This is a genomic window from Marinomonas spartinae (genome assembly GCF_016461715.1).
Taxonomy (GTDB): domain Bacteria; phylum Pseudomonadota; class Gammaproteobacteria; order Pseudomonadales; family Marinomonadaceae; genus Marinomonas; species Marinomonas spartinae_A.
In genome coordinates, this window is the sequence record NZ_JAEMUI010000003.1 from 316,955 (window position 1) to 331,798 (window position 14,844).

At 43.7% G+C, this 14,844-nt stretch carries 16 protein-coding genes; 9 read left to right on the forward strand and 7 right to left on the reverse strand.

The annotated features are described in order from the left end of the window. Positions 1 to 16 precede the first annotated feature (16 nt). Positions 17 to 319 (forward strand): LysR family transcriptional regulator, encoded by a 303-nt coding sequence (locus JHD45_RS05100; protein ID WP_199475416.1) that lies wholly within the window; start codon positions 17 to 19, stop codon positions 317 to 319. A 64-nt stretch (positions 320 to 383) separates the two neighbouring features. On the opposite strand, the gene JHD45_RS05105 is transcribed toward JHD45_RS05100, so the two are convergent. The 3 genes from JHD45_RS05105 to pabB all read right to left on the reverse strand — a co-directional run bounded on the left by JHD45_RS05105 (position 384) and on the right by pabB (position 3,317). After that, positions 384 to 1,118 carry a phosphoadenylyl-sulfate reductase gene (locus JHD45_RS05105; RefSeq protein ID WP_199475417.1) on the reverse strand — a complete coding sequence of 245 codons (735 nt, stop codon included), beginning with the start codon at positions 1,116 to 1,118 and terminating at the stop codon, positions 384 to 386. Positions 1,119 to 1,230: 112 nt separating this feature from the next. Continuing rightward, complete coding sequence (locus JHD45_RS05110) at positions 1,231 to 1,890, reverse strand: NUDIX hydrolase (protein ID WP_199475418.1); 660 nt, start codon at positions 1,888 to 1,890, stop codon at positions 1,231 to 1,233. An 8-nt stretch (positions 1,891 to 1,898) separates the two neighbouring features. Next, positions 1,899 to 3,317, reverse strand: a complete 1,419-nt coding sequence (gene pabB, locus JHD45_RS05115) for an aminodeoxychorismate synthase component I (protein ID WP_199475419.1) — start codon at positions 3,315 to 3,317, stop codon at positions 1,899 to 1,901. A 71-nt stretch (positions 3,318 to 3,388) separates the two neighbouring features. Between pabB and JHD45_RS05120 the strand changes: the two genes are divergently transcribed. The 5 genes from JHD45_RS05120 (at position 3,389) to JHD45_RS05140 (ending at position 6,706) form a co-directional block, all read left to right on the forward strand. After that, a complete protein-coding gene (locus tag JHD45_RS05120) occupies positions 3,389 to 4,255 on the forward strand; it encodes an alpha/beta fold hydrolase (RefSeq protein ID WP_199475420.1) in 867 nt (288 codons plus the stop codon). 68 nt (positions 4,256 to 4,323) lie between these two features. Beyond that, positions 4,324 to 4,830, forward strand: coding sequence for a GspH/FimT family pseudopilin (locus tag JHD45_RS05125; protein ID WP_199475421.1), 507 nt, complete (start codon positions 4,324 to 4,326; stop codon positions 4,828 to 4,830). Continuing rightward, on the forward strand, positions 4,821 to 5,282 hold the full coding sequence (locus JHD45_RS05130) for a hypothetical protein (RefSeq protein ID WP_199475422.1): 462 nt from the start codon (positions 4,821 to 4,823) through the stop codon (positions 5,280 to 5,282). The genes JHD45_RS05125 and JHD45_RS05130 overlap by 10 nt, the downstream gene beginning before the upstream one ends. Beyond that, positions 5,275 to 6,195 carry a hypothetical protein gene (locus JHD45_RS05135; RefSeq protein ID WP_199475423.1) on the forward strand — a complete coding sequence of 307 codons (921 nt, stop codon included), beginning with the start codon at positions 5,275 to 5,277 and terminating at the stop codon, positions 6,193 to 6,195. The genes JHD45_RS05130 and JHD45_RS05135 overlap by 8 nt, the downstream gene beginning before the upstream one ends. A gap of 34 nt (positions 6,196 to 6,229) precedes the next feature. Next, positions 6,230 to 6,706 (forward strand): hypothetical protein, encoded by a 477-nt coding sequence (locus tag JHD45_RS05140; RefSeq protein WP_199475424.1) that lies wholly within the window; start codon positions 6,230 to 6,232, stop codon positions 6,704 to 6,706. A 13-nt stretch (positions 6,707 to 6,719) separates the two neighbouring features. Here the strand turns inward: JHD45_RS05140 and JHD45_RS05145 are convergent, their stop codons facing one another. Beyond that, a complete protein-coding gene (locus tag JHD45_RS05145; protein ID WP_199475425.1) occupies positions 6,720 to 6,983 on the reverse strand; it encodes a PP0621 family protein in 264 nt (87 codons plus the stop codon). Positions 6,984 to 7,056: 73 nt separating this feature from the next. Here JHD45_RS05145 and JHD45_RS05150 point away from each other — a divergent pair, with 73 nt between their 5' ends. Next, positions 7,057 to 8,694, forward strand: coding sequence for an NAD+ synthase (locus tag JHD45_RS05150; protein ID WP_199475426.1), 1,638 nt, complete (start codon positions 7,057 to 7,059; stop codon positions 8,692 to 8,694). Positions 8,695 to 8,749: 55 nt separating this feature from the next. Here JHD45_RS05150 and JHD45_RS05155 read toward each other — a convergent pair whose 3' ends face one another. Beyond that, positions 8,750 to 10,051, reverse strand: coding sequence for an EAL domain-containing protein (locus JHD45_RS05155; protein ID WP_199475427.1), 1,302 nt, complete (start codon positions 10,049 to 10,051; stop codon positions 8,750 to 8,752). Positions 10,052 to 10,351: 300 nt separating this feature from the next. Between JHD45_RS05155 and JHD45_RS05160 the strand changes: the two genes are divergently transcribed. After that, positions 10,352 to 10,921 (forward strand): hypothetical protein, encoded by a 570-nt coding sequence (locus JHD45_RS05160; RefSeq protein ID WP_199475428.1) that lies wholly within the window; start codon positions 10,352 to 10,354, stop codon positions 10,919 to 10,921. Between the two features lie 13 nt (positions 10,922 to 10,934). On the opposite strand, the gene JHD45_RS05165 is transcribed toward JHD45_RS05160, so the two are convergent. Further along, positions 10,935 to 12,419, reverse strand: a complete 1,485-nt coding sequence (locus JHD45_RS05165; protein ID WP_199475429.1) for a glycoside hydrolase — start codon at positions 12,417 to 12,419, stop codon at positions 10,935 to 10,937. A gap of 254 nt (positions 12,420 to 12,673) precedes the next feature. Then, positions 12,674 to 13,240, reverse strand: a complete 567-nt coding sequence (locus JHD45_RS05170; RefSeq protein WP_199475430.1) for a hypothetical protein — start codon at positions 13,238 to 13,240, stop codon at positions 12,674 to 12,676. A gap of 521 nt (positions 13,241 to 13,761) precedes the next feature. On the opposite strand from JHD45_RS05170, the gene JHD45_RS05175 reads away from it, so the two are divergent. Further along, complete coding sequence (locus tag JHD45_RS05175) at positions 13,762 to 14,715, forward strand: diguanylate cyclase (protein WP_199475431.1); 954 nt, start codon at positions 13,762 to 13,764, stop codon at positions 14,713 to 14,715. The last annotated feature ends 129 nt before the right edge of the window (positions 14,716 to 14,844 follow it).

Sequence of the window (14,844 nt, forward strand, 5' to 3'; positions counted from 1 at the left end):
ACTATAAGGAATCGTTATGCTTAATACACATCATTTAGAAACATTTAAAACACTGGTTGAGACGGGCAGTTTTACGCAAACTGCACAGCGTTTAGGGTTAACTCAGCCTGCAGTGAGTCAACATATTAAGAAGCTCGAGCAAGGACTTGGGGCGACTTTGTTGGTACGTCATGGGCGAACGACAGAGTTGACGGCTGCAGGAAAAGTTCTGGTTCAGCATATTAATGAGCTGGAAAACTGCTATGCGCGTTTTATTAGTCAGTGGGACAAGCGTATTGCAAACTCGAAAAAAGAAGCGGATCAGTTGGTTGTTGGCTGATAGGGGCTATAGTAGATGTCGTTTTACCGCATAACTTGGTTAAACGACATCTGTATTGAGTCTGTTATTGCTGCGCGGTTGGAATCAGGTTGCCGATGTGCAATCCGCATTCTTTATGCTCGGATTCTTCCCACCACCAGCGGCCTTCGCGTTCATGCTGGTTCGGTAGGATGGGTCGAGTACATGGTTCGCAGCCAATACTAGTAAATCCTTTAGCATGAAGCTTGTTATAGGGTACGTCAAACATTTTGATGTAGTTCCAGACGTCTTCAGAGGACCAATTGGCCAACGGATTGAATTTATAAAGCGGCTTGTTCTCTTTGCTAAAGGCACTGTCCAGCTCTGCAAAAGCTAGCACGTTGCGAGTGCCTGGACTTTGGTCTTTGCGTTGACCTGTTACCCATGCATCCAATTGCGCAAGTTTGCGTTTTAATGGCTCGACTTTTCGTATTCCGCAACACTCTTTGTGACCGTCCTCGAAAAAGCTAAATAGCCCTTTCTCTTTGGTGAAGTGTTCTAACGCCTCACGATCTGGAGACATAATGTCAATGTCAATCTGATAATGCTTACGGACTTGCTCAATAAAGCGATATGTTTCTGGGTGTAGTCGCCCTGTGTCCAAAGAGAAAACTTGAACATTTTTCTTAGCCTTTACCGCCATATCAATGAGTACGACATCTTCTGCACCACTAAACGAAATGGCGATGTTGTCGAATGCTTTTAACGCATTGTGGAGGATTTTTTGTGCTTGGTCTTCATTATTGCTGGCAATAAAAGACGCTAAATCAAAAGTAGACATAGGATTGTAACCACCGTCAAATGTATGTTGGGTCTACCATATCAAGTTGTGTGTTGTATGCAAAATACGAAAGCACGCTAACCTTATTCTTTGCGTAAGTTTTTTATGTCCGTTAGCAAAGTTGCTTGTTATATTGAGCCAAAGTCTCGTAAAGACCGTACAAAATGCCCGCAGTGACTCCCCATATGCGAATATCTTGGTAATCTATTTCAAAGTAGCCGCGCGAAACATTACCGAGTTTCTTTTTGCGAAAACGATAATTACTGGGGGTGAGGAGGTGGCTAAGTGGTACCCAATGAACCGATTTTACTTCGTCTTCGCACAGGCTCATTTTGCTGAGTCGAGTCATTTCGGCAATAATGGGTTTGATGCAGAACCCCGAAATGGTGCAGTATTCACCCAATTCGCCGATCAAATCAAAACAATCAGGGGCAAGGCCGATTTCTTCGAAAGTTTCTCGCAATGCTGTGTATTGAATGCTGGCATCTGTCGGGTCATGCTTGCCACCGGGGAAAGCTATTTGTCCTGGATGATTGCGCATATGAAGGGCGCGCTTGGTGAGTAATACATACAATTGTTCGTCGTCTGGGTTTTGCCAAATAGGAATCAACACCGCAGCAGAACGGTATTTTAATTTGTAAGCACTTGGCGATAGATCCTTGTCGGGATTGTAAATGGGATGAACATCTTGTGTATGGTCTAAAGCTGCGCGTATCTCATCCATAGAAGGTTGAAGGGGTAAGGCGTCTAAAAACTGCGATATATGGGGCATAATACGGCCTACTTCAAAAAAACGTGTTCAAGAGTATGGGTCAATTTGCCTACCTTGGTAAAGGTTTCTTGGTATTCCTCTTCGCAGATTGAATCTGCGACAAGACCACCACCCGCCCAACAGTGGATGTTTCCCTGATCGGCCACCAGAGTGCGGATGGTAATGCTCGAATCCATTTGACCATTGGTACTGAAATACACGATGGAACCACAGTAGGCGGAACGTTCATCCGGTTCAAGCTCATCAATAATTTGCATAGCTCTTATTTTAGGTGCACCTGTGATAGAACCGCCAGGGAAGCTTTCGTGAAAAACATGAATGGCCTGGTCTCGCGAGCCTATTCTACCCTCAATCGTTGATACCAAATGGTGAACATTAGCGTAACTTTCAAGAGTAAATAGTGACGGTACTTTAATGCTACCTGTTAAACAGGTGCGCCCAAGATCATTCCGCAATAAATCAACAATCATAAGGTTTTCGGCACGATCTTTCTTTGATTCTAGTAGAGTATCGGCATTTTGTTTATCCGCTTGAGGGTTTTCACCTCGGGCGATGGTCCCTTTTATCGGTTTAGACTCTATACGTCCCTTATCACACAGTAAAAACCGCTCTGGGGAGTGACTTAGTATTGCCTGGTCTGGTGATAGCGCTAAATAGGCTGAAAAAGGAGTGGGGCACACAGCTCTTAATTGTTGATAAGCGGTGAGTGGATCTCCATGGTAAGTACTCGAAAACCGTTGTGCTAAGTTTACTTGATAACAATCACCTGCTTGAATATAGGCTTTTACTCGATCAAACTTCGCGGCGTAAGAAGTAGCACTCATATTCGATGTGAATCGACTATTCAGCCTAAATTCTGAGGCTGCCCCTTGGTGGTTCTCTGTTGTTTGTTGTGCTCCTTGCAATAGAGAAAGGATTGAGTGGGATTCTTCAAGAGAGCACCAAGGGGTGATGACTAACTGAGTGCTACGGCGAGGGTGGTTTGTCACGACGGCCCATCCATATAATCCCATGCTAAGAGTATCAAGTTGTATGTCGTGATTGACTGAGTCGGGCAGCTGTTCAACATAATGACCACTTTCATAGCCATAATACCCTAGTAATCCGCCAGTAAACGGAAGGTCTGTGGGGGCATTTTTCGCCCAACCTTCCTGTACAATGTGGGTGTATAGCTCGTTGAGAAGAGCCATTGGATTGTCAGTATCACTGAGTTTGTATAACACCTTGTCACGCCAATCGATTAGTGTGTTATGGGACTTGGGGTGAATGCGAGCAAGTGGATTGGCGACGAGTATGTCGAATTGCGTATCTGGAAAATGTTCGTGGTTGCTGTCCAGTATGGCTGGGTAAGGTAAGTGTCTTATTGCTTGGAAGAAGGGCAATAATGAGCTCTGATATGGTAGGTCTATCAGTGTTATTTCTGGCATAATAAGGGCAACCGCTCATGTAAAACAAAATATTGTAGTCTTTAATAGGGGCTCCTACAGGGTTATTACAAGTGTCTGATGTTTTTTTTCTTTCTTTAAAGAATGGTCGTATTGCCTATCGTCTCCATGAAAATCCTGAGGCGGATGCAGATCGAGCCTGTTTAATGTTACATGGTGCTGGAGTTGATGGGGATATTACGTATTCACCTATGTTGCCATTTTTAAAAAAGTGGCGATGGATTCTTATGCCTGATTTAAAAGGTATGGGAGCGTCTTACCACCATGGCGGTAAAGAAGCTCCTGTTACTATTGCTGAGCTTACAGGTGAAGTCGAGGCGCTTTTACTGTCTCTAGATTGGCGGGAATTTGATGTGGTGGGGTATTCTTTAGGGGGACTGGTTGCGCTTAATCTTAATCATCATCGAGTGATGGCAGGATTAACACCATTAAAAATGGCTTTGCTTGAGCCGGCGTCTCTTGATCGGGAAGATCTACAGGCGCTTATTGAAGTGCGTAAAAAATATCGGCAAGCCTCTCAGACGATTCGTGAAACGGGTGATGTTGAGCTGGGAGTGGCGAGTTTTATGGACACCGTTTCGCCCAATCGCCGCAAGAACCCCGCCGCTGAATCGACAACGCAATCTCGTTTGGCCCATCGTCCATTGGGTTTTGCTTTTGCTTTGGATGCGGTAACAAACCATGTGGAAGTTATTGCCGCTGCCCCTGAGTACAGACAGGCGATGATCGAGGCAGCGAAAGAAGTGTTTTTGCTCTCTGGGGAGCTAAGCAATGCAGCACTCAAAGAGCATTATCAATTGTTGAGTGAGCGCTACGAGGGGTGGCATCATAAGGTGTTCAGTGGTTGTGATCATTCTTTGCCTTTCCAAAAACCACGACAAATTGCCAAACTCGTTGATAAATGGTTTTTCCCCGCTTAGCATCTGGCTTGCTGTGAGGAGATTTTTAAACAAGACTGTTACGGAGTTGGAGACAAGGAGGTTTCCATATGAATCAGCCCCGCTTAGGTGGTTTTGCTTTTATTGAAGTGCTATGTGTTCTCGCCATTCTATCCATTTTGTCTTTTTTCGGCGCCACTCATTTTTTTGTCTATCAAAAGGAACATCAAGACAGACAAATCCTGCAAGAAGACATGGATAGTTTGTCTGAAGCACTGCTTGAAGCTCGCCAAATGGCGATTAAATCCGGCGCAATGAGTTTTGTTTGCGGAGGAGAGAATTGTAGCGGGATATGGTCGTCAGGTTTTGAAGTCCGGCAGCAAGAAGGTTATGCCAAAGAATACCGTCGGGTTCAATTCGATCATGATGTAACCGTTCATTGGCAAGGATTCCCATCGAATAAGTCGCGTATTGAGTTTCTCCCTAATGGTCTGTCTAGTTACCAAAATGGTACTTTTGTATTTTGTTTTGGTCGTTGGACGGCTGACATTATTTTGAATCAAAGTGGGCGTTTTTATCGCTCTAAAGTTCGTCGAACAGATGAGTCATGCGTGTAATAGTTGCCATGAGTCGGTTTCGATCTTCCCCTTCTCACTCTTCCTCCTTCAAAAAAGGCTCTCAAGGTCGTTTTGCATCATGTCAAGGCAAATGTACTCGAAGTCGACAAGCAGGTTGGATGATCTTCGAAATCCTGATAAGTCTCGCTTTATTAGGCTTAGTATTGACCTTAGCCCAGCGCCAAATTGTTGTGCAATGGCAAACCATTGAGCACTCAAAGGCCAACCAAATAAAGCGTGAAAATCGTTCCAGAGCCGATGCAATGGTAAGCCTGACTGGTCAGGACACTTGGCGTGAACATGTTGGTTTCTCCTCTTCACATAGACAGACCTATCCACTTTGCCAGCATTGTTCTGGCGAAGGGTTACGGCAGTGGTTTGATGCCGCACAAAGTGCTTCGTTGAATACTTTCGCAGGTGGTAAGGAAGAACAAGGTGGGTGGCATGAATAAGCGATATAGGTTGCATGGTGGTTTGTTGCTTGAGGTGATGGTCGCCTGTGCTTTGATCGCTATTATTGTGCCTTTGATCGGCCGTGCTATCTGGCAACTCCAAACACATGATGCTCTGGCGAGGATGTTTTCAGAGCAAGAAACTTTTTCCTCTGCATTAGCGTCTCAGTTTAGCGCGCAATGGTCACGCCTTCGTCCTGCGGGCTGTTCTCCGAATGATCATAGTCAGTTACGGATCGGTAAGGGTGGGGAGGTGACTAAGCGTTTGCAGAGTCGAGATGTGGATGATCATTCCGATTGGCTACAAGCGACGGACAGTGGTGCTTGTCGACTTTCTATTCGATCACTGAGTAATCCTTTAACGTTAACCAATGAATGTGGCTTTTCGCCAGGCGAAAGGGCGAATGTGTCGACATGTTTGGGGAATGTCGATGCTCGAGTCTCCCGAGTGTCAGCACAGAGTACAACGTTTCAATTGTCTTCATTAACGGTGATGTCCACAGACTCGAATAAGGCTGTTTCTTTAGTCGGACAGACAGGAGTGCTGGAAAGTCGAGCTTCTTTTTATTGGTATGTGGGGCGGGGTAAAAACGATCAGCCCGCATTTTGGCGTACGCCGGTTTTTAGTGGGCGTTCGTTGGCTCTTTGGTTGGGACTAAAGAGACTCGCGGTGTTTCCTTTATTGGACAACAATCAGGACGGAAAAGTGGATGCGATTGATAAAGACTATGGTACCTATGATATGAGTAAGGTATTAGGGTTGTGGGTGGAATATCTTTATCAGCTAAATGATTGTGAGGTGGCAAAGTCCATACAACGTCAACGAACGTACCACTCGATGCGTGGGGAACAATGGCAATATAACGCTCCCTGCGAAGGGGTTGCCAATACTATCGTTGTGTTTACCGGCTAGAGGTTGGATAGGGTAGAAAAGCAAAGGATATAGTGTGAAACATCGGTTCATCGGTCATCAAGGAGGCTGGATTTCATTGCCTATTATTGTGTTTTTGGTCGTGGTGGCAGGGTTATCCTTTGCCTACCAGCAACGCTTGCAAACCCACTTGGCGTGGCGCGAAAAGCGGCAAGAGGTCGATCAGAATCAGCGACTTTGGCAGGCTTTCTCTGAACAAGTTGTGCAGCATGTTGCGTTGTCGTCGGCTCAAAAGAGCCAATGTTCAGGATTTTGCGCGTTGTCGAATAATGCCTCTATTTCCCATGATCACTTGTGGCGTTATCAAAGGACACAGCTCCGCTATCAGTTTGATCAGATAACCTTGGGAGCGGATAAACATTTTTATCGACTTTGCGCTCGCAAGCTTAACTCCATACATCAGACGGCGTATTTGATCCACCTTCGATTTCATTGTTGGTGGTGGCAAAACCATCACATCGTCAGTCATGGTTTCGTTACCACAGCGCAATGATGTTTTTGAGTGATTAGTTTTTTTGCTTATGGAACAGTTGTAAGTGCTCTTTTGTGCAAAAAGCATGAGCCTCTTGGTCGTGAACAGCATGTGAGCGAGGCACATAGGTTCGACATTGTTCACAACGAACCATGGGTTCTTCATCGTTTGTTGTTTGGCCTTTCTTAGGTCGATTCATGTTTGAGGTGGCTTTTGCTCGGTTAAAAGCGATGAATTGGCGATATATCCACCAGCCAATAAGGAAAATTGCAATAAAAACGATCAAACGTACGATCATATACTTTACCTAGGTTGGGTAATTCCAGACAATAAGATGCATATTCTAACAGAGTTTACGAGATAGCAACTGTATGACATTACGAATCGCAATGGCACAGCTAGATATGCTAGTTGGTGACATCACAAAAAACACACAAGCTGTTATTGATGCGGCCAACCAAGCCCGTGATAGGGACCAAGCAGATGTGATCGTTTTTCCAGAATTAACGCTCACGGGTTATCCTCCAGAAGATTTACTATTGCGCCCGAGTTTGGATGGCCGTATCGAATCTGCTTTATTAAAGCTTCTTGAGGAAGTTCAGGGGATTTATGTAGTGGTTGGTTACCCACGTCGCATTGATGGTGACTTGTTTAACTGTACAGGTGTTATCTATCAAGGAAAGTTGTTGGGGGAATACGCTAAGCAAGAGTTGCCAAACTTTTTAGTATTTGATGAAAAACGCTATTTTAGGGAAGGTCGTGACGCCTGCATTGTGGATATTAAAGGGGTCAAATTTGGCTTAACCATTTGCGAAGACATCTGGCATCCAGGCCCCATTGCACAGGCTAAAGAAGCCGGTGCTGAAATCATTCTAAACTTAAATGCATCGCCGTTTCATATTGAAAAGATGGGTCAGCGAGAAGCCTTGCTACATCAGCGAGCGACGGAAGTGAGCCTGCCTATTGTCTATGTTAACTATATGGGAGCCCAAGACGAATTAGTCTATGAAGGCGGCTCTTTTGTGGTGAATGCGCGCGGTGAGAAAGTGTCGCAAGCCCCTTGGTTTGAAGCAGGCTTGTACTGTGTTGATGTGATCGTTGATGAAAGCCAACCGAATAAAGTCATGCCTGTTGCAGGAGAAATCGCTCCGGCACTGGATGTCGAGGCCAGTGTTTATCAGGCGATGGTTTTGGGGCTGCGTGATTATATTAATAAAAATCGCTTTAAAGGCATTGTACTTGGTTTAAGTGGCGGTGTGGATTCCGCCTTATCCTTGGCGGTGGCGGTGGATGCCATTGGGGCGGATCGTGTTCAGGCGGTGATGATGCCTTATACTTATACTTCTTCTATGAGTTTAGAAGATGCTGAAGAAGAAGCGAATCTATTGGGGGTGAAATACAGTGTGTTGCCTATTGAGCCTATGGTGTCCGCATTTAGCGATGCTCTAGCACCTGAGTTTGATGGGTTTTCAAAAGATACGACAGAAGAAAACTTGCAAGCACGTACTCGTGGTGTGGTCTTAATGGCTATTTCCAACAAAAAAGGCTTGATGGTGCTGACAACGGGCAATAAAAGTGAAATGGCGGTTGGTTATGCGACGCTTTATGGGGATATGGTTGGCGGTTACTCTGTCTTAAAAGATGTCTTTAAAACGCTTGTCTTTAAGCTTTGTCATTACCGTAATTCATTAGGACATGTGATTCCCGAGCGTGTAATCAGTCGTCCCCCCTCCGCAGAATTAGCCCCCGATCAAGTCGATGAAGATTCTTTGCCAAGCTATGATGTGCTTGATGAAATTTTGCACATGTACATCGAACAAGATTTGAGTGCCGAGGCTATTTTGGCGACTAAACAGTTTGATCGTGACACTGTCTATCGCGTTTTACGCCTTGTAGATGTGAACGAATATAAGCGTCGTCAAGCACCAACGGGAGTGCGTGTCACGGCACGAGGTTTCGGACGAGATCGTCGGTATCCGATAACGAATGGCTGGCACATCGGCGACTAGCACTGTCAATGCGTTGAGTTAATCGCTCTTCATCGTTTTTCCTAAAAAGGAAGGGTTATTCGGCCTTTTGCTCGTTTTGTACATTCAATTCGAAGCTAAAGGCTAGCGCCTCGCTTAAAGGGATTGGGTGGCATAAGTAGTAGCCCTGCATTTTTTCCACTCCCAAGTATGTCAAGGTATCTGCTTCTTCTTGAGTTTCAACACCTTCTCCCAGCACTTTACTACTGGTTTCTTTAGCAAAGCTGGTTAAGGCAGTAATCAGGGCACGGCGACCATTATCCGCATTGATATTGTTAATTAAACTTCGGTCTAGTTTAATTATGTCTGCTTGTAATTCTAGGATATGATGAAAGCTGGCGAAGCCGGCACCAGCATCGTCAACTGCAAGGCGCAAGCCTTTTCTTCGAAAAGGCTTAAGGGTGTCCTGAAAGGCTTGATAGTCATCGATGACTTCTCGCTCTGTGACTTCTAATATAATTCGCTGTAACGGAGCATGCTCTAATAACTCGCGAAAGCGCTCGGAATAGATGTATTTAGGAGATAGGTTTAGGGTGATATAAAAGCAGTCAGGGATGTATTCAAGATGCTTTAGAGCGGTTTCAATGGCAAACATCTCGAGCTCTTCGCCAAGTCCTGCCTGCTCCGCTATGTCAAACCAATAGTCTGGTGCTCGAACGGGTTCGATATTGAAGCGTGATAAGCATTCAAACCCTAAAACGCGCTTATTAACAATATCGTATATGGGTTGAAAAACAATAGATAGTAATTGATTCTGAATAATGGTGGTGATCTGGCTACGTAGTGCTTGCTTGATCGTGTTTTGTTTTATTCTGTCTTCTAAGTTGCGAGCGGCGACTTTCGCAAAGAGCTTCATTAACGATACGTCTTTTTTAGAAAGCGTAGGATCCGGCTTTTTGCTGAAGCAGCATAGCGTGCCATATATCGATTTGTCAGAGAAAATAATCGGTACGCCAATATAGCTGCCTATATTAAGCTGGTGGGTGATGCTGAGACGTTTTGTGATGGCATTGAGTGAGGTATCTGGAATCACTTCTGGCAAAATGTTGTCAGCAATTAATTGGCAGTAAGTTTGTTCACAGAGGTCAACATGGCCACTTTTAAGGGCCGTTTCATTATCATGATTGATGTCGATCTGGCATATTTCACGCTGACCATTATGAAAACGGGAAAGAAACGCAACATCCATTCCTAAATGAATACGTACGGCATTAATGAGGTAGTCAAGATCGTAGCTTGGGTCATTGGAGGTCGTCGTGTCGGACGATTGTCCTGAGATGATACTAAGCATCGTTTGTTTTTGGGGCTCGATTAAATCGCTTTTATAATGTGGTCCCATACGGTGGCCTTACGTTGAAGTGCTGACGTGTTCCTTTGTGAGCGTACTGATTTTGATTAGGCTGATTGTATAAGGATATTCACTAGCTTACTGTAAGAGTCTGTGTTGATGTGTAGGAAAATTATGAAAGAAGTTATTGCACTGAAAAGACCACAAAGCGGTGTTTTATCAGAAGAAAAATGAAATGGCTTGTTTAATGATCCGTTAAAAATGTAAAAAAAGTGTTTGCATGTACTTGTCACGTTTAATTTGTGTCGTTTTTTTGTATCCTATGCACAGCTTTTTATTTGTAGGAAGAAAATGTTTCGTTTTATTCTGATGGGGTTGTTGCTTGTGTCAAGCGTGGCCTTTGCCTCCCTCCCTTCATGCGACATACATGACATGAACAGTTTGATCGCTTGTTTGAGTCATTCTGAGCGGCTGAAGCTTGTTCCGAAAACAATCAATAACGGACATTGGGTGTATACCATTCAAGCGACGAAAGACAGCGATACACCGAATGTGTTTATCGCGACATTATTGTCTTCATCAAGTGTGCACTATATTGATCGTCCTGTTGAAATGACCATTCGTTGTAAAGATAAGAAAGTCAATTTCCAGATTCACTGGGAGGGAGTGAAGCTAAAAGAGGGTTCTCCTTCTGTTATCTATCATTTTGATAATGGCCCAAATCAGTCTGCGAAGTGGGATACCGCTGTTGGCCGCGAATCTCTGGAGGTTTCTAAGCCAATGGATTTTATTCGCGAGCTGGCTAAGTCAAAACAGTTTATGGTTCAGGCGACAACAGATCATGCGCCGTCGGTCAACGCCGTTTTTGATACCACAGGGCTCGCCAATTTAATGCCCGTTATGAAAGGGCTTTGTTATTAATGGCATGATTTCGTTATAAACTAAAACACCAGAAACTAATGCTATAAGCACTGACAACATTTAGCTTTGATAGGGCTGGGAAGTCTTTTAATTTGACTTGTCCACCATTAAATTTTGGGCGAATACCATTGATTCTGATTTTCCTTGATGTCAATGAGTCCGCTGTCATTTCATAACGTCTTTTCTTTGTTCCAAACCCCTGACACTGGATGATTTTATGGCGTGCCGACATGTTAAGAATCATGAGAGTGCACTTGCCTTCTTTTCGCGCACTGTGACAGTAGACAAGCACGTCTGGATCACTGCTTCTTACGTCATACACCTCTTTTCCCATCAACTTATTCCAGAGCCAACTAAGCCAATAGTCAGGATTGAGCTTAAGAGATTGTCGATTAATCAGGGCATAATCTCCACCGATCAAACTCTGTCTGATCATTACTTTTTGACCGAGGCGTGCCCCTCTTCCTAACTGATCGGCCCACCAAAAAGAAGAAGCAAATCGATCAGATAGTTTGGCTTCCCCACCACACTGTGCTGAGCCAGTTTCACCTGTCCATATATCTGCTTGTGGTTGATACCTGTTTCGGTAGGTTGTGAGCTGTGTCAAATAGCGTTGGAAGTCGAGTAAAGATCGCGCAGATAAGGTGTTTCTTAGTGTCGCGGCACGAGTACGAATGGGGGATCGACTGCTTTGAAAAGGATAATAATGCCAATCAACAATATCGAGTTTTTCGGTTAAAGAGGACAGAAAGCTTGGAGTGATGTTGCTAAAGGGTTTTATGGTTTCTCCTAGTCTAGGCCAAAAAGCACTGCCGGGACCCGCTATTTTACTGTTCGGACTGTGTTGTCTAACGGTGCGAATAAAGGTGTCATAATCTTTCGCAAGAAGACGAGCTCTGGGTTGAGAGGTAATACCATGAAAAGCCCAGTAGGCATTGAGTTCATTGCCAAGCTCGCAAATAGCGATGTGTTGATGGTTGTCTTGACTGTATTTGAGTAACTTGATGACCTCGTCAGCTTGCCAATGACCGTGTTGTTGGCGGTTAAAAAGGCCATATTTAAATGTGAACATAAGGGATAGGTTTAGGCGTTCGCAGAATTTATGTAAGTCATCCCACATAGTTTTACGTAATACGAGAGTATTACTGATAGCCTCTCCTGTGTCGAAATAGTGAATATTATCTGCTTCAGAACCTCCAACCCTTAAATAGGCGGGCCCTAAGGTTTGTACTAATTTGTCTAGTTTTCCAGGTTGCAGGTTCAACGGTGGTATTTTTTGAGTCCCCAATCCTTGTTGGCTGCTGGTGCTCCCTTCCCACCAAAAGCCACCCGCTAGAACAGAAATGTCGATAGAGAAGGAAAGGTATTTATCATCTACCTGAGCAATAGTGCCAGTTTGATTTAGGTTAACGATGACGTTATTACTTTGAGGTTTTAGTGTTTGACGCAGCACACTGCGTCGATGGGGCCAACGTATCAGCCGATTTCGTTTAAACAAGGAATAAGCCTCCAAATGGTCACCATAAGCTTTTGTCTAATGCCTTAGTATGCAAAGTGAATGTGACACTTAGAAGAAAAAGTGGTGGTGTAGTAGTTGCTACCTGCATAAAAAATGAAAAAGCAGGATCTTTAAAAAAAGGGAAAGACAACCAAATAGAAGACCATTAACGTGGTCGGCAGCAGGCGTATGTTAATACGATGTTGACTTTAGCATCGCTCTAAGCAATTGAATTAGTAATGTGCTGGCTCATGTTAATTTGTGAATGCGCAAGTGATAGAGCGTTTCGCCTTCTCCGAACTACAAACGGTTTGATAGGCTTGTGGATTGTTAATTAGGGCGTAGTGTGCGTCACTGTCTCGACATAGATCTTCAAATCGCTCCTTTTTTTGTATAAATAATTCGCGTTCATAAAGAGAGTCGGTATTGGCTAGCGTATCGCTGTTTAGTTCGGTAAAGTTGTCTTCTCTAGCTTTCTCCGCACGATATTGTAGTTCGTTGTACTGCATACGTACCTGATGACAATAGCCACTGTTTGGCTCGGTTTCTGTACAGTCGTCGAGTGTGTTTTTTAAGTCTGCCAGTGCCTGAGTGTATTCGTCCTCAGGTATACCATTTTGACGTTGTTCTTCTGCTAGTCTATTTAACTCTCTGGCTTCTATTGCCTTTCGGTCAGCATTTAATGCTTGCTCTTGTTTGAGGCAAGAGCGACCAAAGTCGACCAGATCAAGGGCGTCAGCTGGATGGCTAATCGAGATCAGAGAGCCGATAAAAATTGTCGCAAAGCCATTAACAGACCAAGATAAAATATGGCGTTTCATAATTGTCTCTACCCAACAATAATACGGGGGTAAGTCTATCTTAATTCCACTGATATGTAACAAGGATTAGGTAGGATAATAGGTTATTCTGTTCACGAATTGTCACCATTGTATTGACATAAATCTTACGGTCAAATCAAATACAACTTATGTAAGTGTTTTTGCTCTTCTGGACTTGCTTCCACTTCTGGATCGGTTTGTCTAGAAAACGAGTAATCATCCGTTCATTATTCTCTATGTCGGTATAACCTAATATCTGCTATAGCCGTAGTGGCTATAAAAAGGCAGGATATGAGCTAAAGAGAAGCGGTTTAGTGCCAATATAATGGTTATTAGAAGAAATCTTCTTTTTGGTAAACTTATTATTGGTGAAAGGGGATCTTGAATCCCTCCGTCAGACATTGATGATGGATCAGGCGGAGCGATCATAAATTTCGAAGTGATGTAAACGAAAATAGAATATAAAAAGGCCGCAGACAGGGTCCGTTAGCTGCTTCAAAAAATTTTTAGGTGACCCTTAAATGACTGAACGACAAAAAGTTTTAGTAATTGATGATGAAATTATTAATTTAAAAGTCATTAGCAGTATATTACGTGATGATGTGGATGTGATATTAGCGAAAAGTGGCGAGCAGGGCATTAGAAAAGCCATTGAGCTGATACCTGACTTAATTTTGTTGGATGTAATGATGCCTGGTATGGATGGTTTTGAGACCATGACGCAGTTACGTCATGATGTTCGCACCTGCGCTATTCCAATTATTTTCATCACGGCACTGGGCAATGAAATTCATGAGGAAAAGGGGTTATTGTTAGGTGCAAGTGATTACATCCAGAAGCCTCTTCATACAAATATTGTCCGAGCTCGTATTCAGTTGCACTTAAAATTAGTGAAGCAGCAACGTATGTTAGAGCGTTTAGCGAATATTGATCCTTTAACGTCACTTGCCAACCGTCGTAAATATCAAGATGTCATTTCAATGGAGTGGGATGTAGCAATAAGTAACCAAAGCCTGATTTCCATGGCCATCATCGATATTGATAATTTCAAACAATACAATGATTGCCACGGCCATGCCGCCGGTGATCGTGTGCTCCAACAAGTGGCGGATGTATTTTCTAAGCAGTTTAGCCATGAAACGCACTTAGTAGCGCGTTATGGCGGAGAAGAATTTGTCGTCCTTTTGCCAGGCTTGTTAGAAGAAGAGTCCTTGGCCATTATGTGTAATTGTCTTAAGGCTGTAGAACAATTAGATTTGCCTTACCATAGTGATGATCAGCGTGTTGGGATCGTCACCATAAGTGTCGGGGGAGCGACTTGTCGGCCATCAAGCTCCCATGATATTGACACATTTTTTCGTTCAGCGGATAAAATGTTGTACCTTGCTAAAAAGGAAGGCAAAAATCGAGTCTGTTGGACCCGTGACGATGACAGTCAAAACCTGAAGAGCCTCTTGGAAGATCAAAATAATTAACTTTTTTGATTAAAGAGAGGTATTCACTCATTTTCATTCCTATTTTTCTGCTTGACGGTCAATAACCGTTTATTCATTTAATGATCCTTTGTTAAAGTAAGGGTGTCATTCTCTAGCTTGGGGCGTTTT

Excerpts from the sequence above, each read along its gene's own strand:
- JHD45_RS05160 (WP_199475428.1), top strand. The coding sequence starts at position 10,352 with ATGTTTCGTTTTATTCTGATGGGGTTGTTGCTTGTGTCAAGCGTGGCC.
- JHD45_RS05135 (WP_199475423.1), top strand. The coding sequence starts at position 5,275 with ATGAATAAGCGATATAGGTTGCATGGTGGTTTGTTGCTTGAGGTGATG.
- JHD45_RS05100 (WP_199475416.1), top strand. The coding sequence starts at position 17 with ATGCTTAATACACATCATTTAGAAACATTTAAAACACTGGTTGAGACG.
- JHD45_RS05110 (WP_199475418.1), bottom strand. The coding sequence starts at position 1,890 with ATGCCCCATATATCGCAGTTTTTAGACGCCTTACCCCTTCAACCTTCT.
- JHD45_RS05170 (WP_199475430.1), bottom strand. The coding sequence starts at position 13,240 with ATGAAACGCCATATTTTATCTTGGTCTGTTAATGGCTTTGCGACAATT.
- JHD45_RS05130 (WP_199475422.1), top strand. The coding sequence starts at position 4,821 with ATGCGTGTAATAGTTGCCATGAGTCGGTTTCGATCTTCCCCTTCTCAC.
- pabB (WP_199475419.1), bottom strand. The coding sequence starts at position 3,317 with ATGCCAGAAATAACACTGATAGACCTACCATATCAGAGCTCATTATTG.
- JHD45_RS05155 (WP_199475427.1), bottom strand. The coding sequence starts at position 10,051 with ATGGGACCACATTATAAAAGCGATTTAATCGAGCCCCAAAAACAAACG.
- JHD45_RS05145 (WP_199475425.1), bottom strand. The coding sequence starts at position 6,983 with ATGATCGTACGTTTGATCGTTTTTATTGCAATTTTCCTTATTGGCTGG.
- JHD45_RS05125 (WP_199475421.1), top strand. The coding sequence starts at position 4,324 with ATGAATCAGCCCCGCTTAGGTGGTTTTGCTTTTATTGAAGTGCTATGT.
- JHD45_RS05175 (WP_199475431.1), top strand. The coding sequence starts at position 13,762 with ATGACTGAACGACAAAAAGTTTTAGTAATTGATGATGAAATTATTAAT.
- JHD45_RS05150 (WP_199475426.1), top strand. The coding sequence starts at position 7,057 with ATGACATTACGAATCGCAATGGCACAGCTAGATATGCTAGTTGGTGAC.
- JHD45_RS05105 (WP_199475417.1), bottom strand. The coding sequence starts at position 1,118 with ATGTCTACTTTTGATTTAGCGTCTTTTATTGCCAGCAATAATGAAGAC.